Origin of the sequence: Pseudomonas sp. NPDC088368 (assembly GCF_044753445.1) — a bacterium.
GTDB lineage: Bacteria > Pseudomonadota > Gammaproteobacteria > Pseudomonadales > Pseudomonadaceae > Aquipseudomonas > Aquipseudomonas bambusae.
Genome location: NZ_JBIVNG010000011.1, coordinates 57414 through 80476, shown reverse-complemented (window position 1 = coordinate 80476; position 23063 = coordinate 57414). Strand labels below are relative to the sequence as shown.

Here is a 23063-nt window from a genome sequence, read left to right as displayed (position 1 = left end):
CTTGTGCCTGGACTCAATGGATCAGCGCAACATTCAGAGCGGGGTCAAACACTCCGGTGCGTTAAGCTTCGGATCATTCACCAAATTCGCCAATGGCCGCTCACGCAGTTGCATCTGCGGCGCAGCCAGCAGCGATTGCAACGTCGGCATCGACGCCTCGGGGTCGAGCCAGGCGGCTTGCCCTTCGGCATCGAGTATCAGCGGCCTGCGTTGACTCATTGCCGCTTGCGTCACCACCGCCACACTCAGGTACACGTGCCCCTCCACCGGATACGCTTCCCAGATCGCGGCAAAAAACAGCGCCGAACCTTCACCCGGCGTCAGCCAGAAAGGCCGCTTGCGCACCGTTCCACGCCATTCGTAAAAGCCGTTCGCGGGCAGCAGACACCGTCGCTCACGAAACGCCTGACGAAACATCGGTTGTTCGGCCAGGGTTTCGGCCCGTGCGTGCGCTGGGGTTTTCGACATGTCCGTGAGCCAGGACGGCGTCAGCCCCCAACGTGCCCGCGCCAGTTCACGATCGCCCTCCTCGCCCTGCGCTGCCCGCATCATCAGCACCGAATCGGCAGGCGAAATGTTCCACTGCGCCTGCTGGTCTGCCGGGAATCCGGGCAAGGCCGCAAAAGCGGGCGTCCAACGAAACAGCGCATAACGTCCACACATGGGCTCAGGGCAACTCGTCTGTAAAGCCATTCAAATGACGCGGCGCCGGTTTCAGCACAACAACACGTCGGGGTAGCTGTCGGGTTCGTCGCCCGACAACGGAAAGGCGCCATTGTACTCAGTGATCAACTGGCGCGCGCGTTCGGCCTGTTCATCGTCCACCGCGAGGCCCAACAGACCGAACACCGGCAATTCGCCGATCCCTCCCAATAAATGACGCCCGGTGATGTGGGACTCGATGCCTTCGCTGGCGAGCATGGCCTGCAACAACTCGCCTTCCATCATGTTTTCCGGCTCGTAGATTTTGCGCATCATTCGTTCTCGGCACGGACTTCCAGGTCCCATTGCTCGCCATCGGTTTCCAGATGAAATTCGATCGGGCGACAGCACACGTGACAATCTTCTATGAAATGATGATCCCCCTCCGAGAGGTCAAGAAGGGTCTCTCCCGGCTCGCCGCAGTAGGGGCACTCGTAAGGCGCTGCTGGTTGTATTTCGTGCATCACAGTCTCCGAGAGCAGTTTTGCGTATAATCGCCGACTCGTTTGCAGGCCGGGTTTCATTCTTCAGTATTCGCCCGACCTACCATTACCCTAGCCGTTTCCAACAAGAGAGCATGATGGGCGAATTCGATGCCATCCGACCGTACGACGACACCGAAGTAAAAGCCGTACTCAATCGGCTGCTGGGTGACAAGGCGTTCCTCGCGATTCTCACGCATTTCCGTTTTCCACGTCTGGCCGGCTCCCTCGGCTGGATCTTGCAGCCCGCCATCGCGCGCAAGCTGCGTCGCCAGTTCGCGGGCATCGACTCGGTCGCGGCCTTGCAGGACAAGGTCGAACATTACGTTGACCATACGATCGAGCGCGCCACCGATGGTGTGACCTATACCGGCGTTGAGCAGTTCAAGTCCGGGATCGCCTATCTGTTTCTCGCCAACCACCGGGATATCGTGATGGACCCGGCCTTCGTCAACTATGCCGTGTACCACGCAGGCTTGCCGACGCCGCGTATCGCCATTGGCGACAACCTGCTGCAAAAGCCTTTCGTCAGCGACCTGATGCGCCTGAACAAGAGCTTCATCGTGCACCGCTCCATTGCCGGGCGTCGCGAGAAAATGGCGGCATACCAGTTGCTGTCGGCGTACATCAACCACTCGATCCGCAACGATTGCGCATCGATCTGGATCGCCCAGGCCGAAGGCCGCGCAAAGGACGGCGACGACCGCACTGAATCGGCGATCCTCAAGATGTTCCACATGAGCCGCAAGGACGAGCCGTTCGGCGAAGTGATTCAGTCGTTGAATCTGACGCCAGTGTCCATCAGCTACGAATACGACCCGTGCGATCACGCCAAGGCGCGCGAGCTGTTCATCCGCGCCACCACCGGCAGCTACACGAAAGCACCTGGCGAGGACGACGTCAGCATTGCTTTGGGCATCACGGGGTATAAAGGCCGCGTGCACGTCAACTTCGCGCCGCCGATCACCGAAGTGTTCGAAGACACCAAGCAGTTGGCGATTGAGATGGACAAGCAGATCCTCGGCGGCTATCGCCTCTTCCCGGTGCATTACCTGGCGTATGCGCAGTGGGCCGATGCCGATCCGAGCCTGAACGTGCCGACGGCCGCCGAGGTGTTTCCGGCGGATGAACTGGAGCGTGCGAAGGAGGAATGGCAGCGTCGTCTGGACGGCTGCCCTGAAACGCACCGGCCTTATCTGGTACTGCAATACGCGACGCCGGTCCGCAATCAGTATCGAGTCAAGGCGGGATTGCCGCTCTGATGACTGCTCCATGAAAAAACGGCGCCTGATCAGGCGCCGTTTTTATTCCCGGCCATGGCACGCCGGCGATGCAAAACCTGTAGGAGCGAATTCATTCGCGATTCGTCACTACAGTCGATACACATCTGCCGCCTCTACGGGCGCCTCGCGAATGAATTCGCTCCTACAGAAGCTCATTTGCGCTGCGAAGCCTGAGTCAGCCGCTCCTACAGCCGCTATCCATAGCCGTCAGATTTTCGTGCTCACCCACGACAACACCAACGCAAACGCCAGGCACCCGGCGCCGATCCGGTAGCTCTGGCGAATCATGCGCAGTGTTGGCACGTCCATCAGGTGCATCGGCTCATCGATCGGGGCTTGTTCGGTCAGGTTGTTGAGGTGCGTGGTTTCTCGCTGTTCACGGCTGCGCGTGGTGTACAGCAGCCAGATACCAGGGCCCGCCGTCAGCAGCGCGAACAGATTGATGACCATCCCGGGGGAGTGCTGGATGAGCGACATGGGGCCTCAATGGCACGCGATCGATGGCGCGCCGTGTCTTCGGTGGGATCTGCCGAATACGGTATCGCCTGTCACCTTAACGTCACCTGAACCGGTCACTGTGTAGCGCCTCGAACGCCCCCATTCAGACGCGGAGCCCGTCATGCTGCACGCCCACAACCAGGATCGCCTTTACCTCATTGCCCCCAGTGACGAGCAACAAGCCTTGATCGATGGCCTGGCGTTCAACGTGCAGGACCGTCATTGGCTGGTCTATTGCGCACTGGGCGGCCATCAGCATAACGACCTGCCTGAAGTAGACCTGGTGACCGGGTTCAGCTTTCTGGATTTTTATCAGGCGGCGTGAGATTGCCTCACGCCTGAAATACACGTCTGGCGAACGACCCGAAACCTGTGAGAGCGAATTCATTCGCGAGACGGCGGTACAGACGACAGATATGTAGCGAACATACCGGCCAATCGCGAATGAATTCGCTCCCACAGATGTAGTCATGCATTCCCCCACAAAAAAGCCCCGGCATCTCGCGATACCGGGGCTTTTTTGTATCAACCGAAAGCGTTACTGACCCAACTGGCGACCGATGGTCTGGTCCTGGAACACGCGGGTCAACGCGTCGCTGAGGACGTCGCCGATCAGCTTGGTGTTGTTTTTTCTTTTTTCAGGCCATTTCAAGACCGAAATCATAAGCGATGAGCTAAAAAAACTCGCCCATATAGATAATACGATTAAACAAGAATTATTTAGAACCATTTCGAATTAGTCTGATTCCTCCTACAGCACCATAGGAATTTTCCAAGTGCTTTAGTAGCACAAAAAGCATTTCGCCGGAGAGATTTAAACTAAGTTAACCTGAACATTAGCGAAAATCTTATAGCGAGCAATGTTGAATAAACAAACACCCGAATCGGAGTTAAGTTAGTTATACACACTGTGGAAATCTTGTTCATTGACTACTGACACCGCAGCCAGCTACCGTATATTGATTGACGATAGCTTCAAAGTTTTGAGGTATATATCAGTGCGAAAGATTCTAGTGAACGCAGAACCGACTCCATCATGTCCGGCGTCCTGCAGCATGTGCCCAAGAAGCGCAATCAAAGACTATGGTTTTATGTCTTTAGACACAATGGAAACAATAGTAGCGCAAGTTGATTCGAGTTTCGTATGGGAACTGGACCTCGCGGGCCGAGGCGAGCCGACTATACATCCAGAATTTGATAGCCTTCTAAAAATTCTAGGTCAAGCAACTGTCCCTACGGCAGTTACCACAACCGGAGTGACTTTAAATCAGAAAAACCTTGATGCTTTAGTAGCGGAAGTCGACTTTATTAGGCTGTCTGTAAGTTCGATAAACGAAGCAACCTTTAACGCAGTCCATATTGGGCTTGATTATAAAAAGATTTGGCGAAATGTAAGTTCGCTGGCTGAAGCGGCGCCAGACAAAGTTATCGTTCATCTCACAGGCGGACCGGCAATATACAAACATCTACCTCAAACAGTAGATTATTTAAAAAACATTGGCCTGAAGAAATTGAATCTGTTTCCTCTATGGAATAGAGGCGGAGACATAATCGCTAAGCAGGAAAATTATGCGAGACAACAGCTTATAAGCATGCATAAATTGAATACATCAGAAGGTGAGTACTCAGCGAGCTCAAATAAACTTGAATATTTTTCACACATTCTGAGAAGCTGGATTATAAACCCAAATTTTTGTCACGTAGGCGATGGCAGTGTCAGCATCGGTTACCGCGGAGAAATTCTAGGATGCTTTCAAGATTTCGGCCACAAGTCTTTAATGGGGAATATCGAGACGATCAACCTTAAAGAGTGGGTGAGGAAACGGCATTACACCCTGGGTAATATGAAGATCTGTGAAGGATGCAATGCACGAGAGGCGGTTTTTAAATGGCCTGCTTTATTCGGTAGAAACAGGAGCTAGAAGGACTATGAAAGCATCTACCAAGACTATAAATGTGGCGATCTGGATGTACCAGAACGATAATGGACGAGTCCCGCTGAATGCATTAAGGACAAAGCTCGAAGAAAAGGGTGCCAATGTATTTAGTGAGTTTGACTTAAGAACCTGCTATGCATTAAATGGGAAAGTATATACAGCAAGTGGGGTAAACCTGTCCAAATTTGACTTTTTATTCCACATGAATGCAGACGAGCAATCGGATCATCAACGAGATATGTTAAAGGCAATCGAGGAAGGAGGTACAGCAGTACTGAATGACTGTTCAACTTTCTTCGCTTGCCAAGATAAGTTTGTAATGAACAATATGTTACGTTCGGCAGGTATCAATGTGCCTGAATCATTGCTGTTCTGCAAAAGCATCGACCAGTCAATTTTAAAGAATATACTGCATCGATGGAGATCTTGGCTGATAAAACCCCGTAAAGGACACGGAGCCAAAGGAATTGTAAAATTCTGCGACTGTGAGCAATTTATAGATTTTATCGAAGCTATGACCGATGATAATTCGGGATATTACATTGAGCAATTTATTGAATTCGGAGAGCGGGATTTTCGAGTGGAAATATTCAACGAGAACGTGATAGGGGGTTACAGCAGGATCAAAAGTCATGACTTTAAGACCAACATATCCGCAGGCGGCCGAATGGCGCCGTCTGAAATGGGCCCAGAAGTGGAGATAGCGCTGAATGCCGCAAAAGCGTTGGGCGTAACAGGCACAATTGTGGATATGGTTAAAGGAATTAATGACCACCAATTTTATGTATTGGAAGTTAATCCAACATTGGGAATCTTCGTAGAGTCCGCAATGATGGCGGGAACGAGAATGCCTCCCCAAAAAGCACATGAATCATATGCATACGACGATGCCAAAGTAGATGAAATAGTCAAGTATATCTTCCGCCCAGAAATATGCAAATCATGACAGCCGCCCCACACATATTGATAACAACTAGTAGAACATACGTGCCTGTAAACCATTCTAAAAATCAGCTCCTCACGTATGCTTCAAGCGCCGTTATTGAAATAATTTCCAACCTTGGCTGCGTACCAGTGTTGCTTCCTAATACCGTGAAACCTGTAGAAGCAAGAAAACTGATACACCGGTTTGATGGGCTCATTTTGAGCCCTGGAGAGGACATTGCACTTGAAACAACTAAATTTTCAGGACTGGACCATGTGATTGCCCCAGAGACTGATGGGGAAAGCCGGCGCCCGATCGGGCCTGACTATGCCAGAGATCGATTGGAAATTGCTTTATACAATGCAGCGATAACAAGCCGTATCCCCATTCTAGGGATATGTCGGGGAATGCAAATAATTAATGTCGCCGAAGGTGGAACATTACATCAGCATCTAATGGACGCGGGCAGGGTGGGACATAACATAGAAGAAGATGGCTGGATAAACTACCACGACATACGTATAAAAGATAAATCCTTGCTCCGAAAAATACTAAAAGCGGACTCTACAATAATATCCAGCATTCATCATCAGGGCATCGACAAGCTAGGTGATAACTTGATCGCCTGCGCGCACTCTGATGACGGATTGATAGAAGGTATAGAATTAGATAATGAAAATACTTTTGTGCTGGGCTTACAAGGCCATTTTGAGAAAGGCCTGAAGAACCAGTCTATCCTAAAAAATATTTGGACCGCATTCGCACAAGCAGCAAAAGAGCACCGATTTAATGCATGACAGTCTCTTCAACACCCCCATTTACATGCCTTATATAGAATCCGCAAAAATATTTCTAACGGGTGGAGAACCCCTTAACGTTCCGTACTTGGAGAAAAAGAATCTCCAAAGCTGTTTTCCCTCTGGCTTCAGAACCCCTGCTCTAAGCGAAGCAATTAGTGCAGGATCCGTCGAATACGCCAGTACCTCCGGCTCATCAGGGGAGAGACTTCCATTGATCAGGAGCCCGAGTTGGTGGCACGATGAGTACCGTGAGGCTTACACTGAGAACCATATATTGAAGGGAATTAGTTATAAAGAGTGCAACATCGCGGTGCTCACAAGCACTTTATGTTCTGGTAACAGCTGTGGCATGGTAGACACTAATTTTGATGCGCGGAAAGATAGGAACACGCTATATCTAAACACTAGCAACAATCCACATGACTGGACTCCGTCTGACATAAAGAGAATAGTCAGAGAGCTAAACGAGTTTAAGCCCGACATTCTCCAAGTCAATCCGAGTTATCTTGCAATCTTTATTAATAAGCTACGACATTTTGATGTCGCAAAACCTGTGCACAAACCAAGAAAATTATTGTCTTCTTACGAGTTTCTCACGTTAGGACTGCGCAGATGCATTGAGAACTTTTTCGATATGAACATTTTGGACATGCTTGGCTCTTCTGAGCTAGGGGTTCTTTTTATTCAGCTTGAAAACGAAACTTATACGCGTTGCCCGCACGCCAGTTTGATTGAGCTATGCCCTATATATCCCGAGGAAAACATCTATGAACTAATAGTCACTTCATGGAGAAACCCCCTCATGCCCCTTTTGCGATATCGAACTGGAGATCTAGTTGAGATTAAAGATAAAGCTGCCGCGGCAAAAACATGGCGTGAGGGTGAAATTTTTTGCATCGACCATTTGCATGGGCGACGTTCCGACTCGGCTATATTTTCAACTAAAAAAAAGATAGTAACAACGCTGAAGCTTGATAACGCAATTGCCCTGTGTGAATGGCAACCGGAATTTTATTGTTTGGAAAAATCTAATGAATTTGCAACCTTGTACTATTCTCGAACATGCCAAGAAGATAACTTATCTCCGGCGCATTTAAATTTTAAGGCGCTAACGAAGCTGCTAGCACCAACCAAGTTGGTATTTCAAAAATCACATATGATTCAACCTGCTCCGTCGGGCAAGTTTGTGACGCTGCGGAGTATTTCCGATGATTGACACGTACCCACCTGAGACTTCAAGAACAGGCATAGCGCGAAATGCCTTCCCCCAGCTTAGCTCAGCCGGACTTGTATATTTTGATAACGCATCGACTGCATTAAAGCCGAATCATGTCATCAGTGCTGTAGGAAACGTAATGAGGAGTATCTCAAATGTAGGGCGCTCCAAACATAAATACTCTGAGCGCACGACGGCCGAATTTGAGCGCGCTCGGGAGCGAGTATCGATTTTCTTAAATTGCTCGCCGCTAGAAGTCTTGTTTACACAAAATTGCACTGATAGTATTAATTTGATTTGTAACGGTTTAAGACTTGAAAAACATGATCGAGTAATTTTGTCGACACTCGAGCATCACGCCAACCTGTTACCTTGGTTGGAGCGTGCAAACGTAGAATTCGTAAGATTAGACAATAGTGGTCTCGTAGATCTGAACCACCTCCAAGATCTGCTGAGTATTCCTGCCAAGCTTGTAGCTGTTTGCCAAGTTTCGAATGTCACAGGGAACATTCAACCTGTTTCTGCGATTTGCAGGTTGGCTCGAGCCCATGGAGCACTTTCATTAGTAGACGCTGCACAGGCCGTGGGTCACATTCCTGTTAACGTCAAGGAACTAAGCTGCGATTTTTTGGCGTTCTCTTCACACAAGGCTTTTGGCCCATCAGGGGTCGGAGGTCTTTACATAAGGCAAGATTCCCAGCATCTCGTAAAGAATTTTAGATATGGCGGAGGAATGGTAGACCAGGTCTCAGCCGATAGCATCCGATATAAAACAGGGCTAGCTAGGTTTGAAGCTGGCACTCCAAATATAGAAGGAGTCATTGGAACAGGGGCAGCCTTCGATTTCATTACGACCATCAGCTTAGCTATGATCGAACAGCATAATAGATATCTAGACAATTATGCGCTTGCACAACTCAAAAAAATAGATTACTTGACGTTCCCGTTCATCGCGAGTGCTAACCGGGTGCCAATCATCACCTTTAACATTGAAAGAAATATAAACATTCATCTGCTATCAAGCATACTTTCAGACAACTATGGAATTGCAATAAATTCTGGATACCAATGCAACCAAAAGCTCTATCGTGAAGCGGGCTTGCAAGGCGGAATACGAGTATCCCTTCACATGTATAACACCACCGTCGAAATAGACGAACTTATATTTGCCATAACAGAAATTTTTAGATAATCCGGACATCGCGATAAATGCGAGGGATACGCATGGACAAATCGATCAGCTTTGAGATCTGCTGTCACTATTTTGAAGAATGCATAACCGAATCTCATTGCTTAAGGGCGGGTGTGGAGTATGAAGTCATTTTGATGAGCCGTGCCAGCCGCACACAACTACCCTACTGGGGCAAACAAGGCATCAGACAGTTATTACTGCAATTGAATCAAAGAGGATATCAAGGAGTTTATGAGGACGGACTTATTATCGGCTTGAAGGACGCTGCAGTATGTATATCTTTAGAACCTGGTGGGCAGCTGGAGTTTTCAGGAGCCCCGCATGAAAAAATCTCTGTCCTCTATAACGAACTGTGCAGATTCCTAGCATTGCTAAATTCGGTATGCCAACCGATGGGAGTAGATATCCTATCCATGGGCTGCAATCCGATTAATACGGTAAGCCAAGTTGAACTAGTACCCACAAAACGTTATCAAGCGCTGATGCCCTCCCTCCATCACGAAAAAAATGGAAGCGGCTGCCAAAAACTCACAGCATCTATGCAAGTGTCTCTAGACTACTTTTCAGAAACCCATGCTGAGAAATGTCTAAGAGTCGGTTTGCAAGCGCAACCGTTGATTGTTGCGGTGTGTGCCAACTCCCCTATTGCTGGAGGCGTTCGTACGGGATGGAAAAGTTACAGAAGTAAAATGTGGATGGACTTCCCTAATGACCGTCGAGGGATACCGGACTTTATGCTTGACCGTAGTGTCGGAGGCATATTCCAAGCTTATACCGCTTGGGCATTTGATCGCCCGCTACTGTACTTCGTAAGGGATAACATAGCGATCCAGCCAACAAACTTGACTTTTTCCGAGTTTGTAAACTACGGATATCGTGGAAGTGAACCAACCATTGACGACTGGTACCTGCATTTGAGCAGCCTCTACCCGGAAGCAAGATTAAAAAATGTAATAGAAATGCGCTCCGCAGACACATGCTCCGCGCTATATGCGGCAGCGCTAGCATCATTCTGGAAAGGAATTTTTTATTCTAACGAAGCGTTAACTGCTGCCGACGATCTTCTAAACTTCATCAACCCGGCATCTCTTTTAGACTTTTACGTCAATTGTGCAAAACAGGGATTGGATGCAGTTACAGATGAGAACCTCAAAGCCTCTACACTTCTAATTGAGTTACTTAACATTTCACGGCATGGCCTTAGCGCCCAAGGAGGAGACTGCTGTGAGCTTTCATACCTTGATAAATTCTATGTAGCGGCTGGGCTTCATAATGCCGAGTTACTGATATAGCAAAAGCTAGACAATTGAATGGCGCATAATGCCCCAGAACTGCCCCACACCACCAAGTCAAAACTAGCGTATAACTAGGAAGTAAATCATGTTTGAGTCTGAGTTTAAAAAATTTGAAGCCAAATGGATTGATAGATGGAAAAACCACAAAGCTTATAAGGTGCATGCAGATGTGAACAAGCCAAAATATTACTGTCTCGACATGTTTCCTTATCCTTCCGGCGCGGGCTTACACGTCGGGCACCCTCGAGGATACATCGCGTCTGACGTATTCAGCCGATATAAAAAGATGATGGGCTTTAATGTTCTTCATCCATTAGGGTTCGATTCGTTCGGCTTGCCAGCAGAGCAGTATGCTATTGAAACAGGACAACACCCCTCTGTAACCACCAAAATAAATATTAAAAAATTCAAAATGCAACTAACTAAGCTCGGACTTAGTTATGATACAGATCGTGAAATTAATACATCCGACCCCGCCTACTATCGCTGGACACAATGGATTTTCTTAAAGCTTTTTAATTCATGGTATGATCCTGTAGAGCAGAAATCAAGACCCATATTTGAACTCATAACCATTCTCCAAACTGGCGGCACAAGTTCATTGGACCACCATTTGGCAGCATCCACTCCGCGGATTAGCAGCGATATCTGGAATCAATTATCCAAACGAGAAAAAGAAGAGTTCCTCGGTCACTACAGAATGGCATATAGAGCAGAGACCGTAGTCAACTGGTGTCCTTACCTTGGCACCGTTCTTGCGAACGACGAAATTGTAAATGGTCGCTCAGAGCGCGGGGGCCATCCTGTAACCAAAAAAAAAATGTCACAGTGGCTGCTTCGTACAACCGCTTATGCCAACCGACTGCTTGATAACTTAGACACGCTTGATTGGCCAGAGCCCGTTAAAGCCATCCAAAGAAACTGGATTGGTCGGACTACCGGCCAGTACTTAAGTTTACCATGCTATTTTAACAGCTTAATGGTAACTGTATTCTGCGCCGACATCGACAACAATGAAGATGCTAGGTTTGTCGTAATCTCCCCAGACTATCCACAGTGGAGGGAAATCCTTAAAGATGTTGAAGACTCAAAAGTCGATTGTTTTCTGAAACATTGCACCCTGTCTGATCCCGAGTGCAAACTAAGCCCTCCCACCTTAAGTGCCCTGTTCACTGGAAACTATGCGCATTTGGGCAATGACACAATGCTTCCAATTTTTATATCGAGCTACATATCTCAATTAGGATTAAACAGTAAGCTTGGGATCCCGAACGCGGGAACCATCCACGAAAGATTTTGGAATGAGTTCTGCTTCTTAACAGACAAAGAAACAGCTTCTACTTGTTGTGAAAAACCAACAAGAGCTTTGTCAGCTGAAAAAGCAACTTTCAAATTACGTGATGCGGTATTTGGACGCCAACGTTACTGGGGCGAACCTATACCGATTTATTACGATTCGGACGGAATACCAACCGGCTACAAGGAATCCAGTCTCCCCCTAATGCTACCGGAGGTAACTTCATTTACACCAACGCAGCTGGGTGATGCCCCGCTTGCAAGGCTTGAAGATTGGAAATACAGAGACTACCAGATTGAGACCACGACAATGCCTGGATGGGCAGCATCGAGTTGGTATTTTTTACGGTTTGCCGATCCGCATAACGGCCATTCCTTTGCAAGCAAGGAGAATACATCATATTGGAATTCAGTAGACATGTATATCGGAGGTGTAGAACACGCTACTGGACACCTGATCTATGCGCGTTTCCTAACAAACTTCCTATACGATATAGGAGAAATCGATTTTTGCGAGCCGTTCAAGCGCTTAGTCTGCCAAGGAATGATATTAGGACTTTCCGCCATAATTTTTCGCGATAATGCGTCCGGTAAATTTGTTTCCGCGGACCTATCTGACGAAAAGGAACTGCAACCTGTCTATATTGACACTAAGTTCGTAGACGAGCATAACGTCGTTGATATCGAAAGACTTCGTAGCTGGCGTAAAGATTTCGCCGAGGCTAAGTTTCAGCTAAACGCTGGGGTTTTCTTGTGCCGTAGGCTCACTGAGAAGATGTCCAAATCTAAACATAATGTAATTTCGCCTGATGACGTCATTGCTAAATATGGCGCGGATTGCTTCCGTCTTCACGAGATGTTTTTAGGTCCTATCGATCAAACAATGACATGGTCGACGGATACTATAGAAGGACCTTTCCGATTTTTGAGCCGCTTATGGAGACTCTTTTATAACGACTCTGGAGAGTTAATGGTTGTTGATGACATGCCTAGCGCGGCAAGCCAAGCTTTAATCAACAATACCATTATTTCAGTCAGCAACCAAACTGCCGAACTTTCCTTTAATACCGCGATCGCAACGATGATGTCCTGCGTAAAGGAACTAACAAAAAATGCGATCTTCAACTCTATCATCTTGGAAAAATTGCTTCTAATTTTGCACCCTTTTGCCCCGTTTATAACATCTGAGCTATGGCAGCGAGCGCTACGGAAACAGTCGGACATAACACTAGGCCCTTATCCTTCGGCCGTATCAATTTCAACCTCGGAAATGAATCTTCTTCCTGTTGCAATCAATGGAAAAACTAGATTTTACATTCACACTCCACAAGGAGCACACGCCAAATCAGTGCAAGCATTAGTCATGTCGGATGAGAATTCTAAAAAATGGCTGGTCGTACCGGCAAAGCGTGTCATATTCATTCCCGGAAAAATCATCAACTTTATCCTAGACCCGCAGTAAGTTAGTCACGACGCCGAAGGATAGTTTTGTGTGGCTCTCTGCTGCATGGCCCGATGGAGGTTTTATCACCTGCCATCACTACTGGTAGCTATTAATTTGTACGATATCCGTGGCTGCTAAGCTGACAACAAATATAGGACGCCACTCATAGGAGAGAAAAAGCCCCGGCATCTCACGATACCGGGGCTTTTTCGTATCAACCGAAAGCGTTACTGACCCAGCTGGCGACCGATGGTCTGGTCCTGGAACACGCGGGTCAATGCGTCGCTGAGGACGTCGCCGATCAGCTTGGTGTTGGTCTCTTCGTTCGGCGCCATGCCAAAACGCTGATCCAGCGAAGCGGCGTAACGGCCGTTGTAGCTGCGACCGTTGTTCTGCACATCCGCACGGAACGTCGCACTGATGTTGGCTTCTGTCACGTACAGACCTTCTTTCGGCGACTGGTACTTCAGCTCAGCCAGGGTGACGGTCAACTGAGGGCCATTGCCGCCCTGAACCGGCGTGAAGCCCAGCAAACGCACTGCCGCTTCGGCTTGGGCCTGCAGCTGCGGGACCAATTGCTGACCGTTGACAGTGATCGAACTGGTTTCAGGGTACAGGCCGCCACGGGTTCCGAGGGTCTGCGAAGGACGACCATCGACCACGCGAACCGTCACTTGCTGGCCGTGACCGACTGGTGCCAGTTGGGCATTCAGTTTCGGTTGCGGGTTAAGTGATTGCGGGCTGTGGGCGCACCCCACCAGCGTCAGACTGCCGACTGCAAGCAAACCGAACAAAACACGACGCAACATGCTCATCTCTCCATGGGCCAAGGCACAAATTGTGCCGCAGTATAACGACCTCCGGAGGTCGCTCACTAGCGTAAAGATACGACAAAGTGCCCTCGTCGCGGTTCCCACCCTCCTGTTTGCCGGTCTGCCCCATCGATGACAGACATCATCGAGCAACACCAGCGTCACAGCCGTGTCATCGGCGCACGACATACTTTTCACAACCACCCAAACAAGGAGTCCTCGCGATGGACTTTCTCTGGTCTCTGTTCTCGCTACGCCGCCGTTATCGCCACTACGCTCGCCTGGACCACCTTGGCATCTGCCTGTCGTTCAAGCACTGCGCCGTTGCGCCGGAAGGGCACGCCTGGGTGGAAGTCCATGAACCGAAGCTGTGCTGGCTGCACCATCCATTGCCCGCCAGCGCCCGCGTCAGCCCGCGAGTACGCGCAATGACAGCCCGGCATTTGCTCAGCATCTGAACACCAGTTTCATCGCGACATCCATTACCCGAAAGAACGTCCTTCGCCCAAGGGGCGCCGGCGTGAAAAAAGTGTTATCCCTTTCTGAAAATCGGGCCTGGCGGCCCCTCCCCCGCGCGAATCCCTCCCCGCCTCTCCTCGTTCCGCTGTCGCCAGAATGCAAGGCTGAACACAGCCTATGATAGGCAGCCGACACTGACTCGCTACCCCCAAAGACAATGACGATGGGCTATTCAAATCAATTTTTCGAAGCGCTTGGCCTCAACGGAGAGTTCGCGCAAGAGATCAAATCAGCTGCTGAAAAAACAGGCATTCCTGTCGCACGACTCAACCATTACAGCGAATCCAATACCCTGCCTTCCGGCGAGTATCTTAGAAAATCGAAGAGCACTACGGCGTATCAGAGCTCCAGCTAAAACTGAAAACGGGCCGTATTGATAGAGAAGCGCCCGCCCTCATTCAGGCGCACTCGGAAGATCCCCTCTCGTCAAAAAAAGAGCGAGAAGCCCGAGGGCTCTGGACGGCCGAGTCAGCGGCAACAAAACATAAAGCGAAAACCGATGCCCTCCAGATACCGGACGGGGTCGGCCCGCTCTAGTAAGCCCTGTGGTAACCGTGCGCCTGCGGGCGTCCGCGCATGGCGCCGCTTCGGCCTGTCACACAGTCGACCCAACGGTGTGACAAAGTGCTGGACGTCGATCCGAGCATGGTTATGTGTTGCGGCATCCAGCCCCACCGCTCATAATCTCCCCCCGATTATAAGGACGTCTCCTGATCGGGCCTCGCAGCACCGCTGATCCACAAAATCAGCACCTTCGTAACGCCCACAGAGAGCCTTCCACACAGACATGTGCTGCCCGGTATGTCGCCTTGCGAGCGTGAGATGGTCGATGCACTCGAACCTTTCTTGCCCACCATTGCCCACACTGGGTCCGAACCTGATCTGTCGGAGCTGCCATCGCGCAGCCCCTTTTTGAGGTTCGCGTCTCCAAAAGAGCGTGAAAAAAACGGGTTTTCACAACTTCACAAGAGTGTGGCGAGCAAATGAATAGTTACGCGTTTGTACATGCACCATTAGCGTCTGACCCAGCCCCCTTGCACAGGACCGACTGCCGCGCAGCCTCCACAACCGGAGCTTGAAGCCTGTCCGCTACGGATTTGGTTGCGTGCCCCGGATGTCTTGACGATGGTCGAATGGCTGTCCAGGCCGAAAAATGAGTTCATGCTTTCCATAAAAGCATCAACCAGGCCCTCTCAAGGCGTGCGCTGACATGCAAAAAATTGCGAAGAATCGGACATGACGCTCCCGGTCGGGTGGTACGAGGCATTGCGCGATAACGCGCCGCCCGCCCCCCGGCAACTGACCTCGGGATCTCATGCCGTCAATTTGGTGCAGCAGATTTTTGGAGACGCGTTAATGGCGCAGAACGAAGCAGTCGATGTGGTATTGGTCGGGGCAGGCATCATGAGTGCCACCCTCGCCGTACTGCTAAAGGAGCTCGACCCGAGCCTGAAAGTCGAGGTCGTCGAGCTGATGGATTCCGGTGCCGCCGAGAGTTCCAACCCCTGGAACAACGCCGGTACTGGCCACGCGGGCCTGTGCGAGCTGAACTACACGCCGGAAGCGGCGGATGGCTCCATCGACACCAAGAAAGCGATTCATATCAACACACAGTTTGAAGTCTCGAAGCAGTTCTGGGCCTACCTGGCTCGCAAGGGCACTTTCGGTTCTTCGCGCTCGTTCATCACTCCGGTTCCGCACCTGAGCTATGTCGAGGGTGAAAAAGGTGTGACCTACCTGAAAAAACGCTTCGAAGCGCTGAGCAAGCACCACGCGTTCTCTTCGATGGAATACACCGAAGACAAGGCCAAACTGGCCGAGTGGATGCCGCTGATGATGCCCGGCCGTCCTGCCGACCAGAAAATCGCCGCGACCCGTGTCATGCACGGCACCGACGTCAACTTCGGCAACCTGACCAATCAGCTGCTCAAGTACCTGTCGAGCGCGCCCGATGCGCAGGTCAAATACTGCAAGCGCGTGACCGGCCTGAGCCGTAAAGGCAGCGGCTGGAGCGTGACCATCAAGGACGTCAACAGCGGCGGCACCCGCGAAATCGACGCCAAGTTCGTGTTCCTGGGCGCTGGTGGCGCGGCATTGCCGCTGCTGCAAATGTCCGGCATCGAAGAAGGCAAAGGCTTCGGCGGTTTCCCGGTGAGCGGCCAATGGCTGCGTTGCGACAACCCGGAAGTGGTCAAGCGCCACCAGGCCAAGGTGTACAGCCAGGCTGCGGTGGGTTCGCCACCGATGTCCGTGCCGCACCTGGACACCCGCGTCGTCGACGGCAAGACCTCCCTGCTGTTCGGCCCTTACGCCGGCTTCACCACCAAGTTCCTCAAGCACGGCTCGCTGATGGACCTGCCCTTGTCGATTCGCGCTGCCAACATCGCGCCGATGCTGGCCGTGGCCCGCGACAACATGGACCTGACCAAGTACCTGATCAGCGAAGTGCGGCAGTCGATGGAACAGCGTCTGGATGCCTTGCGTCGCTTCTACCCGGAAGCGAAAGCCGAAGACTGGCGCCTGGAAGTGGCCGGTCAGCGGGTGCAGATCATCAAGAAGGACCCTAAGAAAGGCGGCGTTCTGCAATTCGGCACCGAATTGGTCTCGGCCAAAGACGGTACCCTCGCGGCGTTGCTGGGTGCCTCGCCAGGTGCGTCGGTCACCGTTTCGATCATGCTCGACCTGATCGAACGCTGCTTCCCGGAAAAAACCAAAACCGAGTGGGCTGCCAAACTGAACGAAATCTTCCCGGCTCGGGAAAAAGCGCTGGAAACTGACGCGCAGCTGTATCAGCGCGTCAGCGCCGAAAGCGACGAGAGCCTGGATCTGGTTCCGAACAGTCCGGCAGCAAGCTTCGCTTGATTCAGAACCCTTTCTGAGTCTGTGAAAACTGAAAGCCCCGCCCACGCAGCGGGGCTTTTGGTTTCTGTGGCAGGCAAAACGGTGTTAACTCATCCTGACGCGTACGCTGTAAGCCTCCATAGACTTGAGCCCCTTGATCACCGATGCACTGCAACGGGTAGGTATCGTCCCCGTGGATTTTGCAGTGGCGAACTTGTCAGGCGCAGGGCTGAGCCCGAACCATGAGAAGACCTTTTCATGGCCCAACGTGAATTTGCATTCCCGTGCCCCGCTCCTCAAACGAAAAATAGCGGAATCGTTCATGGGGTTGTTGAGCGTCAAGCCAAAATGCGCCGTCTGGGCGTTTTGTGGAATGACTGATGCGCTGAGGTCTGTCCCGGCGGCCAACCATGACGCCGTCGTGAAATTGAGCTGTGTCCCGGTGTCATTCCAGATCTCCACCGTCACGGCCATTTTTTTAGGGTAAGCCGCCTGAGACAGGGGCGATATCAGCATCGCCATGCACAGTAACGCCCCGCGGTATTTCATCCTTACTGTAGTGTTCATGCAGCTCCCTTCATTATTCGATCAGGCGACGACTGCGGTGTATGTCCCACAGTCCACACAAGCGCGATCGACAGCCTTAGCTATTCATTCAATAAGAAAAAGCACGTTCATACTCTTCTCGTAATCCCAATCAATGACCTCTGCGGAACACGTGGCAGGTGTGTTGCCAATACTTCTACCCTGTGGCCAGACATGTGGCCCGGTCAGCTTGATGGCGCCCTGCACGAAAGACCGATTGCCGTACCTAAGGTCGTATAAGCACAGCACCCTGTCTTTGCCCGCCCCACCCGTTAGTGCGAAGCCAATCTCCGCACGGTGCGGGTGTGCAGAAAATCTGAACTTGACGTGTTCGTCCGGCTCTACGATCAAGTCTTCCGGTTCATAGGCTCCCACATCCCAACTGGGATACACGACGCTCACTTCACGGCTCAGGAAGTTTTTGATTTCACCGTCGAACTGCATTTGCTCTTGTGCGTGCACGCTCGTCAGAGTCAGAGCAGCCAAGAAGATCAATGATATTTTCGAGTACATCGCGTAAATTCCCTTTCACCCAACTGGGTATTTCATCGGCACTAAAGCCGTTCGAGTGACGCGCTCAGTCACTGGATGACGAACCGCAGGTCATATCCTTTGCCCTGCTCTTTTTTCTTGATGGAAGACGTGCAGTACGCATGAAAATTGCCCACCGACTCGGTCTTCGACCAACTGAAAGTCTCCCATGTCGGGATGATCCAGCCTGCGCCACGTCGCTGATCGATCCCACCGGAGAATTTGCAAGTCTTGTCTCCCGTGGTGTACCCGAAGATCACGCGCCCCTTCTGTTCATCCCACGTGTTGATTCGAAAGAATCCGGTATGGTGTTTGGGGATCTGATAATCCTCCGCGGTGAAATTCCCAAACGGCCATGATGCTCTTCTGAGTTCAAGTTCTTCCCTCGTCTCATTGACGACGGTGATATCCAGTACGATGGGATCAGCGGCCTGCGCCCATCCAGCAAGCAGTGTAAGTACAAAGACCCATACCGCATGCGGTACATATTTATTCATCGAGAAATTCCATTTCAATACAGCGTCCATGATATGCGCACTGTTCGGCGCGGCTGTAAGTATGGACTTAGCCAGTATCTATTAATGGAGCGAAAAGGAGATGTATAAAGCAGGAAATTTCAGAAGAGTGTGTAAGCGTCGTTGATGTCGGGCGTGCTTGAACCCATTTGAAGCAAGTGCCTGTCGCCAGGCACCGATGGAGCAAGCAATCAGGCGCGAGCTTTTTCGATCAGGTCGATATAGTCCTGAGCGTTGCGTTGATCCTTGATCAAGGCAATGAAGTCGTTGCCGTGCTCATCTTTGCCATCCAGGTCGTAGCCTGCTTCTTTGAAGAACACCAGAAAACGCTCAAAATCATCGACCCGCAGACCGCGGTAGCCTTTGATCAGCTTGTGCAGCGATGGCGACGTGGCATCGACCGGCTCAAAATCCAGGAACAGCTTGATCTGGGCGTCGCCGATTTCATCGCCAATCACCTGCTTCTTATCTTTACGCATTGCTGACTCCAACTGACTTGCGGGACATTTTCACAGGCGGGCAGTTTACCCCTCGCCCGGCCACGGGCTCAACGCGCGCGTACGCTGCCGGTGTGCAAGTCAGCCCAGACGTGGCCGTTGGCGTAGCTAAGGAACTGGCAATAGACCTTTTCGTTGCGCAGCAGGTCCACGAGCACACGGTATTGGCTGGCGGGGTAAAAAAGGGTCAGGGTGCGGCTCGGCTCGTCATAGGCCGGTTTTTTCAGGCTTTTGCTTTCGCCGTCGAAGTGGATCACGACTTCCGAGATCGTCGCGCCCTTGTTCATGGGTTTGCCTTTGAGGCGCAAACTCAGGGGCGAAGTGACAGGAATGGGTTGTTGATTCGATTGACGCTGGCTGCCGGCGACGACGGTGTAGTCGGTGATTTGCAGCAATTGCTGCTGCTCGGGCTCGCCTTCGCGCACGGACAATTCGTCAGGCGGGAGGTATTGGGCGTGCATGGGTTCGGCGAGTGCGGGGAGCGGCAGGGTCAACAGCAACATCAACGCAGCTTGACTACGAAACGATAACGTCATGGGTGCCTCCCGGAAAAAGTGGGAGGCACTCTAGCATGTGAGCATCGTTCTTCTGCCGGACACCGCATAACCAGTAGGAGCGAATTTATTCGCAAGGGCATGTCAGCCAAAACATTTCTTCGCCTGAAATACCGCTTCGCGAATGAATTCGCTCCCACAGAAGCTCATCTGCGCTGCGAAGTCTGAGCCAGGCGCAGGCTCACCTGTGGGAGCGAATTCATTCGCGATTCGTCGGTACAAGCGATGCACATCTGTCGCCTGGTCGGCCGTCTCGCGAATGAATTCGCTCCTACAAGGGTCAAGCAGGGCGTCTGTTACATCCCTTTTACGGCATAAATCCCGGCAGCGTTGCGCCAGTAGCCTTTGTAATCCATTCCATAACCGAAGATGTAGCGGTCGATGCACGGCAGGCCGACGAAATCGGCTTTCAGGTCAGGGCGCGCCTTGCGGTCGTGATCCTTGTCGATCAATACGGCAGTGTGCACGGCGCTGGCACCGGCGTGTTTGCAGAAGTCGATGATCGCGCCCAGGGTGTGACCTTCGTCAAGGATGTCGTCGATGATCAGCACGTCACGGTCGATGAACGAGACTTCAGGCTTGGCCTTCCAGAACAGCTCGCCGCCGCTGGTTTCATTGCGGTAGCGGGTGGCGTGCAGGTAAGACGCTTCCAGCGGGAAGTTCAGGTGGGTCAGCAGCTTGCCCGCGAAGATCAGACCGCCGTTCATCACGCAGAACACGACCGGGTTGCGGTCGGCCAATACGCTGTTGATTTGCTCGCCGACGCGGGCAATGGACGCCTCGACTTCGTCGTTCGTGTACAGGCAGTCAGCCTCGCGCATGACTTGACGGATGTGATCGAGATCAGCGGACATGACGCTCTCCAAGGGGGGTGCTTAAGGAAAAGCGGGCAAAGGTACGCATCCGCCTTAGCCAGAGCAAGTGTTTCTGGACTAACGTTGCACTGACGTCCCATTAATGTAAGAAACGCGAACCTAACCGGTAAGACAAGTTACAGCGTAATAGATTAATCTAAGCCGTTTTTTTTGCCCGCCCGCTGGAGCCTTCCCCTTATGTCCATTCGTGAGATCCGCCATCCGCTGATCCGTCACAAGCTCGGCCTCATGCGCCGTGCCGATATCAGCACCAAGAATTTTCGTGAACTGGCGCAGGAAGTCGGCTCGCTGCTGACCTATGAAGCGACCAAGGACCTGCCACTGGAAAGCTACGACATTGAAGGTTGGGCAGGCACCGTTCAGGTCGAGAAGATCGCGGGCAAGAAGATTACCGTGGTGCCGATCCTGCGCGCGGGCATTGGCATGCTCGAAGGCGTGCTCAGCCTGATTCCGGGCGCCAAGGTCAGTGCCGTGGGCGTAGCGCGCAACGAGGAAACCCTTGAAGCCCACACGTATCTGGAAAAGCTTGCACCGGAAATCGACCAGCGTCTGGCGCTGATCATCGACCCGATGCTGGCCACCGGCGGCTCGATGGTCGCCACGATCGACCTGTTGAAAAAAGCCGGTTGCCGCGACATCCGCGCCATGGTGCTCGTGGCCGCGCCGGAAGGCATCGCCATCGTCGAGAAAGCGCACCCGGACGTGCAGATCTACACCGCGTCCATCGACCAGCGCCTGAACGAACACGGCTATATCATTCCGGGCCTGGGCGACGCCGGTGACAAGATTTTCGGCACCAAACAAAAGGACGCCTGATGAAACAGGATGAGTTCAACGATCCACTGTGGCGCACCGTACTGTCGGGCGCCCAGATGCTGTTCGTGGCATTCGGCGCCCTGGTGCTGATGCCGTTGATCACCGGCCTCGACCCCAACGTCGCGCTGTTCACCGCAGGTTTGGGCACATTGTGCTTCCAAGTGGTGACAGGCCGTCAGGTGCCGGTTTTCCTGGCCTCCAGCTTCGCGTTCATCACCCCGATCATTCTCGCCAAAGGCCAATTCGGCCTGGCGGCGACCATGGGCGGCGTGATGGCGGCGGGCTTCGTCTACACCTTCCTCGGCCTGGCCGTGAAGATCAAAGGCACCGGTTTCATTGACCGTTTACTGCCCCCGGTGGTGATTGGCCCGGTGATCATCTCCATCGGTCTTGCGATGGCACCCATTGCCGCCAACATGGCCATGGGCCGGACCGGCGACGGCGCAGCCGAGCTGATTCCGTACCACACGGCCATCACGATTTCGATGGCGGCGCTGCTGACCACGTTGATCGTTGCCGTGTTCGGCAAAGGCATTTTCCGTCTGGTGCCGATCATTTCTGGCGTGTTGGTGGGCTTTGCGCTGTCGTTCTATTTCGGCGTGGTCGACGTGGCGAAAATTGCTGCAGCGCCCTGGTTGGACATCCCGCACTTCACAGCGCCGGAATTCAACTGGCAGGCGATCCTGTTCATCGTCCCGGTGGCGCTGGCCCCGGCCATCGAGCACATCGGCGGCGTGATCGCGGTCGGCAGCGTAACCGGTCGCGACTACCTGAAGAAGCCCGGCCTGCACCGCACCCTGCTCGGTGACGGCATTGCGACCACGGTCGCAGGCGCCTTTGGTGGCCCGCCCAACACCACCTACGCCGAAGTGACCGGCGCGGTGATGCTGACCAAGAACTACAACCCGAAAATCATGACCTGGGCGGCGATCTTCGCCATTGCCCTGGCGTTCATCGGCAAGTTCGGCGCGCTGTTGCAGAGCATTCCAGTGCCGGTGATGGGCGGGATTCTGTGCCTGCTGTTCGGCTCCATCGCGGCAGTGGGCATGAACACGCTGATTCGCCACAAGGTTGATCTGGCCGAAGCGCGCAATCTGGTGATTGTTTCGGTGACGTTGGTGTTCGGCATCGGCGGCGTGCTGATCGGCACTGGCAACGGGCCTGACGATTTCGGCATGAAAGGCATTGCGCTGTGCGCGGTGACCGCGATCCTGCTGAACCTGATTCTGCCGGGCAATGACAGCTGGAAGAACAAGCATCTGGATGATCAGTTGCCGTAGTTTTTTCATGCCATGAAAAAAGGGGCCCCATCTTCATGTGGCCCCTTTTTTGTACGTGTACGTCCATCTCCTGTGGGAGCGAATTCATTCGCGAGACGGCGGCTTGGGCGGCGTATTTGTGTCGAGTGTACCGGCCTATCGCGAATGAATTCGCTCCCACAGTTCAGA

Annotated in this window: 25 protein-coding genes; 14 read left to right on the top strand and 11 right to left on the bottom strand. The window is 52.1% G+C overall.

Annotated features, from left to right (window positions below; genetic code table 11):
- Positions 1 to 33 precede the first annotated feature (33 nt).
- Genes ACIQAL_RS23585 through ACIQAL_RS23575 form a run of 3 tightly spaced genes read right to left on the bottom strand, consistent with a single transcriptional unit; the run spans position 34 to position 1166 of the window.
- Positions 34 to 663, bottom strand: coding sequence for an SOS response-associated peptidase (locus ACIQAL_RS23585; protein WP_401149905.1), 630 nt, complete (start codon positions 661 to 663; stop codon positions 34 to 36).
- Positions 664 to 714: 51 nt separating this feature from the next.
- Positions 715 to 975: a DUF2007 domain-containing protein gene (locus tag ACIQAL_RS23580; RefSeq protein ID WP_401150140.1), complete on the bottom strand. Its 261-nt coding sequence runs from the start codon at positions 973 to 975 to the stop codon at positions 715 to 717.
- Positions 975 to 1166, bottom strand: coding sequence for a CPXCG motif-containing cysteine-rich protein (locus ACIQAL_RS23575; protein ID WP_166597229.1), 192 nt, complete (start codon positions 1164 to 1166; stop codon positions 975 to 977). The genes ACIQAL_RS23580 and ACIQAL_RS23575 overlap by 1 nt, the downstream gene beginning before the upstream one ends.
- A gap of 116 nt (positions 1167 to 1282) precedes the next feature.
- Here ACIQAL_RS23575 and ACIQAL_RS23570 point away from each other — a divergent pair, with 116 nt between their 5' ends.
- Positions 1283 to 2446, top strand: a complete 1164-nt coding sequence (locus ACIQAL_RS23570; RefSeq protein WP_178115752.1) for a 1-acyl-sn-glycerol-3-phosphate acyltransferase — start codon at positions 1283 to 1285, stop codon at positions 2444 to 2446.
- A 228-nt stretch (positions 2447 to 2674) separates the two neighbouring features.
- On the opposite strand, the gene ACIQAL_RS23565 is transcribed toward ACIQAL_RS23570, so the two are convergent.
- Positions 2675 to 2944, bottom strand: coding sequence for a hypothetical protein (locus tag ACIQAL_RS23565; RefSeq protein ID WP_401149903.1), 270 nt, complete (start codon positions 2942 to 2944; stop codon positions 2675 to 2677).
- Positions 2945 to 3086: 142 nt separating this feature from the next.
- On the opposite strand from ACIQAL_RS23565, the gene ACIQAL_RS23560 reads away from it, so the two are divergent.
- The 8 genes from ACIQAL_RS23560 to ACIQAL_RS23525 all read left to right on the top strand — a co-directional run bounded on the left by ACIQAL_RS23560 (position 3087) and on the right by ACIQAL_RS23525 (position 13088).
- Positions 3087 to 3290: a hypothetical protein gene (locus ACIQAL_RS23560; RefSeq protein WP_341962076.1), complete on the top strand. Its 204-nt coding sequence runs from the start codon at positions 3087 to 3089 to the stop codon at positions 3288 to 3290.
- Positions 3291 to 3963: 673 nt separating this feature from the next.
- Positions 3964 to 4887: a radical SAM/SPASM domain-containing protein gene (locus ACIQAL_RS23555; RefSeq protein WP_401150139.1), complete on the top strand. Its 924-nt coding sequence runs from the start codon at positions 3964 to 3966 to the stop codon at positions 4885 to 4887.
- A 7-nt stretch (positions 4888 to 4894) separates the two neighbouring features.
- Complete coding sequence (locus ACIQAL_RS23550) at positions 4895 to 5848, top strand: RimK family alpha-L-glutamate ligase (RefSeq protein ID WP_401149902.1); 954 nt, start codon at positions 4895 to 4897, stop codon at positions 5846 to 5848.
- Positions 5836 to 6624, top strand: coding sequence for a gamma-glutamyl-gamma-aminobutyrate hydrolase family protein (locus ACIQAL_RS23545; protein ID WP_401149901.1), 789 nt, complete (start codon positions 5836 to 5838; stop codon positions 6622 to 6624). Before ACIQAL_RS23550 ends, ACIQAL_RS23545 begins: the two co-directional genes overlap by 13 nt.
- A 637-nt stretch (positions 6625 to 7261) precedes the next feature.
- Entirely contained in the window at positions 7262 to 7843 is a 582-nt protein-coding gene (locus ACIQAL_RS23540; protein WP_401149899.1) for a hypothetical protein, read from the top strand.
- Positions 7836 to 9035 carry an aminotransferase class V-fold PLP-dependent enzyme gene (locus tag ACIQAL_RS23535; RefSeq protein WP_401149897.1) on the top strand — a complete coding sequence of 400 codons (1200 nt, stop codon included), beginning with the start codon at positions 7836 to 7838 and terminating at the stop codon, positions 9033 to 9035. The genes ACIQAL_RS23540 and ACIQAL_RS23535 overlap by 8 nt, the downstream gene beginning before the upstream one ends.
- Positions 9036 to 9067: 32 nt before the next feature.
- Positions 9068 to 10327 carry a glutamate-cysteine ligase family protein gene (locus tag ACIQAL_RS23530; protein WP_401149896.1) on the top strand — a complete coding sequence of 420 codons (1260 nt, stop codon included), beginning with the start codon at positions 9068 to 9070 and terminating at the stop codon, positions 10325 to 10327.
- Between the two features lie 88 nt (positions 10328 to 10415).
- Entirely contained in the window at positions 10416 to 13088 is a 2673-nt protein-coding gene (locus ACIQAL_RS23525; protein ID WP_401149894.1) for a class I tRNA ligase family protein, read from the top strand.
- 209 nt (positions 13089 to 13297) lie between these two features.
- Here the strand turns inward: ACIQAL_RS23525 and ACIQAL_RS23520 are convergent, their stop codons facing one another.
- Positions 13298 to 13879, bottom strand: coding sequence for a YajG family lipoprotein (locus tag ACIQAL_RS23520; protein ID WP_166597233.1), 582 nt, complete (start codon positions 13877 to 13879; stop codon positions 13298 to 13300).
- Between the two features lie 227 nt (positions 13880 to 14106).
- On the opposite strand from ACIQAL_RS23520, the gene ACIQAL_RS23515 reads away from it, so the two are divergent.
- The 3 genes from ACIQAL_RS23515 (at position 14107) to mqo (ending at position 17263) form a co-directional block, all read left to right on the top strand.
- Positions 14107 to 14340 carry a hypothetical protein gene (locus tag ACIQAL_RS23515; protein WP_401149893.1) on the top strand — a complete coding sequence of 78 codons (234 nt, stop codon included), beginning with the start codon at positions 14107 to 14109 and terminating at the stop codon, positions 14338 to 14340.
- Between the two features lie 224 nt (positions 14341 to 14564).
- Complete coding sequence (locus ACIQAL_RS23510) at positions 14565 to 14756, top strand: hypothetical protein (RefSeq protein ID WP_401149891.1); 192 nt, start codon at positions 14565 to 14567, stop codon at positions 14754 to 14756.
- 1001 nt (positions 14757 to 15757) lie between these two features.
- Positions 15758 to 17263: a malate dehydrogenase (quinone) gene (mqo, locus tag ACIQAL_RS23505; protein ID WP_401150138.1), complete on the top strand. Its 1506-nt coding sequence runs from the start codon at positions 15758 to 15760 to the stop codon at positions 17261 to 17263.
- Between the two features lie 84 nt (positions 17264 to 17347).
- Here mqo and ACIQAL_RS23500 read toward each other — a convergent pair whose 3' ends face one another.
- The 6 genes from ACIQAL_RS23500 to ACIQAL_RS23475 all read right to left on the bottom strand — a co-directional run bounded on the left by ACIQAL_RS23500 (position 17348) and on the right by ACIQAL_RS23475 (position 20778).
- The gene (locus tag ACIQAL_RS23500; protein WP_401149889.1) at positions 17348 to 17809 is read right to left on the bottom strand and encodes a hypothetical protein; all 462 of its coding nucleotides are present in this window, start codon (positions 17807 to 17809) and stop codon (positions 17348 to 17350) included.
- Positions 17810 to 17893: 84 nt separating this feature from the next.
- On the bottom strand, positions 17894 to 18340 hold the full coding sequence (locus tag ACIQAL_RS23495; protein WP_401149888.1) for a hypothetical protein: 447 nt from the start codon (positions 18338 to 18340) through the stop codon (positions 17894 to 17896).
- A gap of 68 nt (positions 18341 to 18408) precedes the next feature.
- Positions 18409 to 18885: a hypothetical protein gene (locus tag ACIQAL_RS23490; protein ID WP_401149886.1), complete on the bottom strand. Its 477-nt coding sequence runs from the start codon at positions 18883 to 18885 to the stop codon at positions 18409 to 18411.
- A 179-nt stretch (positions 18886 to 19064) separates the two neighbouring features.
- A complete protein-coding gene (locus tag ACIQAL_RS23485) occupies positions 19065 to 19352 on the bottom strand; it encodes a PA4642 family protein (RefSeq protein WP_166597237.1) in 288 nt (95 codons plus the stop codon).
- A gap of 68 nt (positions 19353 to 19420) precedes the next feature.
- Positions 19421 to 19906 carry a hypothetical protein gene (locus ACIQAL_RS23480; RefSeq protein ID WP_401149885.1) on the bottom strand — a complete coding sequence of 162 codons (486 nt, stop codon included), beginning with the start codon at positions 19904 to 19906 and terminating at the stop codon, positions 19421 to 19423.
- Between the two features lie 314 nt (positions 19907 to 20220).
- The gene (locus ACIQAL_RS23475) at positions 20221 to 20778 is read right to left on the bottom strand and encodes a hypoxanthine-guanine phosphoribosyltransferase (protein WP_401149883.1); all 558 of its coding nucleotides are present in this window, start codon (positions 20776 to 20778) and stop codon (positions 20221 to 20223) included.
- Between the two features lie 198 nt (positions 20779 to 20976).
- Here ACIQAL_RS23475 and upp point away from each other — a divergent pair, with 198 nt between their 5' ends.
- Together upp and ACIQAL_RS23465 are read left to right on the top strand one after the other, a co-directional pair.
- Entirely contained in the window at positions 20977 to 21615 is a 639-nt protein-coding gene (gene upp / locus ACIQAL_RS23470) for a uracil phosphoribosyltransferase (RefSeq protein ID WP_166597240.1), read from the top strand.
- Positions 21615 to 22895: a uracil-xanthine permease family protein gene (locus tag ACIQAL_RS23465; protein ID WP_401149882.1), complete on the top strand. Its 1281-nt coding sequence runs from the start codon at positions 21615 to 21617 to the stop codon at positions 22893 to 22895. The genes upp and ACIQAL_RS23465 overlap by 1 nt, the downstream gene beginning before the upstream one ends.
- Positions 22896 to 23063: the final 168 nt, after the last annotated feature.

Coding starts and splice junctions, on each gene's coding strand:
- ACIQAL_RS23585 (WP_401149905.1), bottom strand. CDS start 663: ATGTGTGGACGTTATGCGCTGTTTCGTTGGACGCCCGCTTTTGCGGCC.
- ACIQAL_RS23580 (WP_401150140.1), bottom strand. CDS start 975: ATGCGCAAAATCTACGAGCCGGAAAACATGATGGAAGGCGAGTTGTTG.
- ACIQAL_RS23575 (WP_166597229.1), bottom strand. CDS start 1,166: ATGCACGAAATACAACCAGCAGCGCCTTACGAGTGCCCCTACTGCGGC.
- ACIQAL_RS23570 (WP_178115752.1), top strand. CDS start 1,283: ATGGGCGAATTCGATGCCATCCGACCGTACGACGACACCGAAGTAAAA.
- ACIQAL_RS23565 (WP_401149903.1), bottom strand. CDS start 2,944: ATGTCGCTCATCCAGCACTCCCCCGGGATGGTCATCAATCTGTTCGCG.
- ACIQAL_RS23560 (WP_341962076.1), top strand. CDS start 3,087: ATGCTGCACGCCCACAACCAGGATCGCCTTTACCTCATTGCCCCCAGT.
- ACIQAL_RS23550 (WP_401149902.1), top strand. CDS start 4,895: ATGAAAGCATCTACCAAGACTATAAATGTGGCGATCTGGATGTACCAG.
- ACIQAL_RS23545 (WP_401149901.1), top strand. CDS start 5,836: ATGCAAATCATGACAGCCGCCCCACACATATTGATAACAACTAGTAGA.
- ACIQAL_RS23540 (WP_401149899.1), top strand. CDS start 7,262: ATGAACATTTTGGACATGCTTGGCTCTTCTGAGCTAGGGGTTCTTTTT.
- ACIQAL_RS23535 (WP_401149897.1), top strand. CDS start 7,836: ATGATTGACACGTACCCACCTGAGACTTCAAGAACAGGCATAGCGCGA.
- ACIQAL_RS23530 (WP_401149896.1), top strand. CDS start 9,068: ATGGACAAATCGATCAGCTTTGAGATCTGCTGTCACTATTTTGAAGAA.
- ACIQAL_RS23525 (WP_401149894.1), top strand. CDS start 10,416: ATGTTTGAGTCTGAGTTTAAAAAATTTGAAGCCAAATGGATTGATAGA.
- ACIQAL_RS23520 (WP_166597233.1), bottom strand. CDS start 13,879: ATGTTGCGTCGTGTTTTGTTCGGTTTGCTTGCAGTCGGCAGTCTGACG.
- ACIQAL_RS23515 (WP_401149893.1), top strand. CDS start 14,107: ATGGACTTTCTCTGGTCTCTGTTCTCGCTACGCCGCCGTTATCGCCAC.
- ACIQAL_RS23510 (WP_401149891.1), top strand. CDS start 14,565: ATGGGCTATTCAAATCAATTTTTCGAAGCGCTTGGCCTCAACGGAGAG.
- mqo (WP_401150138.1), top strand. CDS start 15,758: ATGGCGCAGAACGAAGCAGTCGATGTGGTATTGGTCGGGGCAGGCATC.
- ACIQAL_RS23500 (WP_401149889.1), bottom strand. CDS start 17,809: ATGAACACTACAGTAAGGATGAAATACCGCGGGGCGTTACTGTGCATG.
- ACIQAL_RS23495 (WP_401149888.1), bottom strand. CDS start 18,340: ATGTACTCGAAAATATCATTGATCTTCTTGGCTGCTCTGACTCTGACG.
- ACIQAL_RS23490 (WP_401149886.1), bottom strand. CDS start 18,885: ATGGACGCTGTATTGAAATGGAATTTCTCGATGAATAAATATGTACCG.
- ACIQAL_RS23485 (WP_166597237.1), bottom strand. CDS start 19,352: ATGCGTAAAGATAAGAAGCAGGTGATTGGCGATGAAATCGGCGACGCC.
- ACIQAL_RS23480 (WP_401149885.1), bottom strand. CDS start 19,906: ATGACGTTATCGTTTCGTAGTCAAGCTGCGTTGATGTTGCTGTTGACC.
- ACIQAL_RS23475 (WP_401149883.1), bottom strand. CDS start 20,778: ATGTCCGCTGATCTCGATCACATCCGTCAAGTCATGCGCGAGGCTGAC.
- upp (WP_166597240.1), top strand. CDS start 20,977: ATGTCCATTCGTGAGATCCGCCATCCGCTGATCCGTCACAAGCTCGGC.
- ACIQAL_RS23465 (WP_401149882.1), top strand. CDS start 21,615: ATGAAACAGGATGAGTTCAACGATCCACTGTGGCGCACCGTACTGTCG.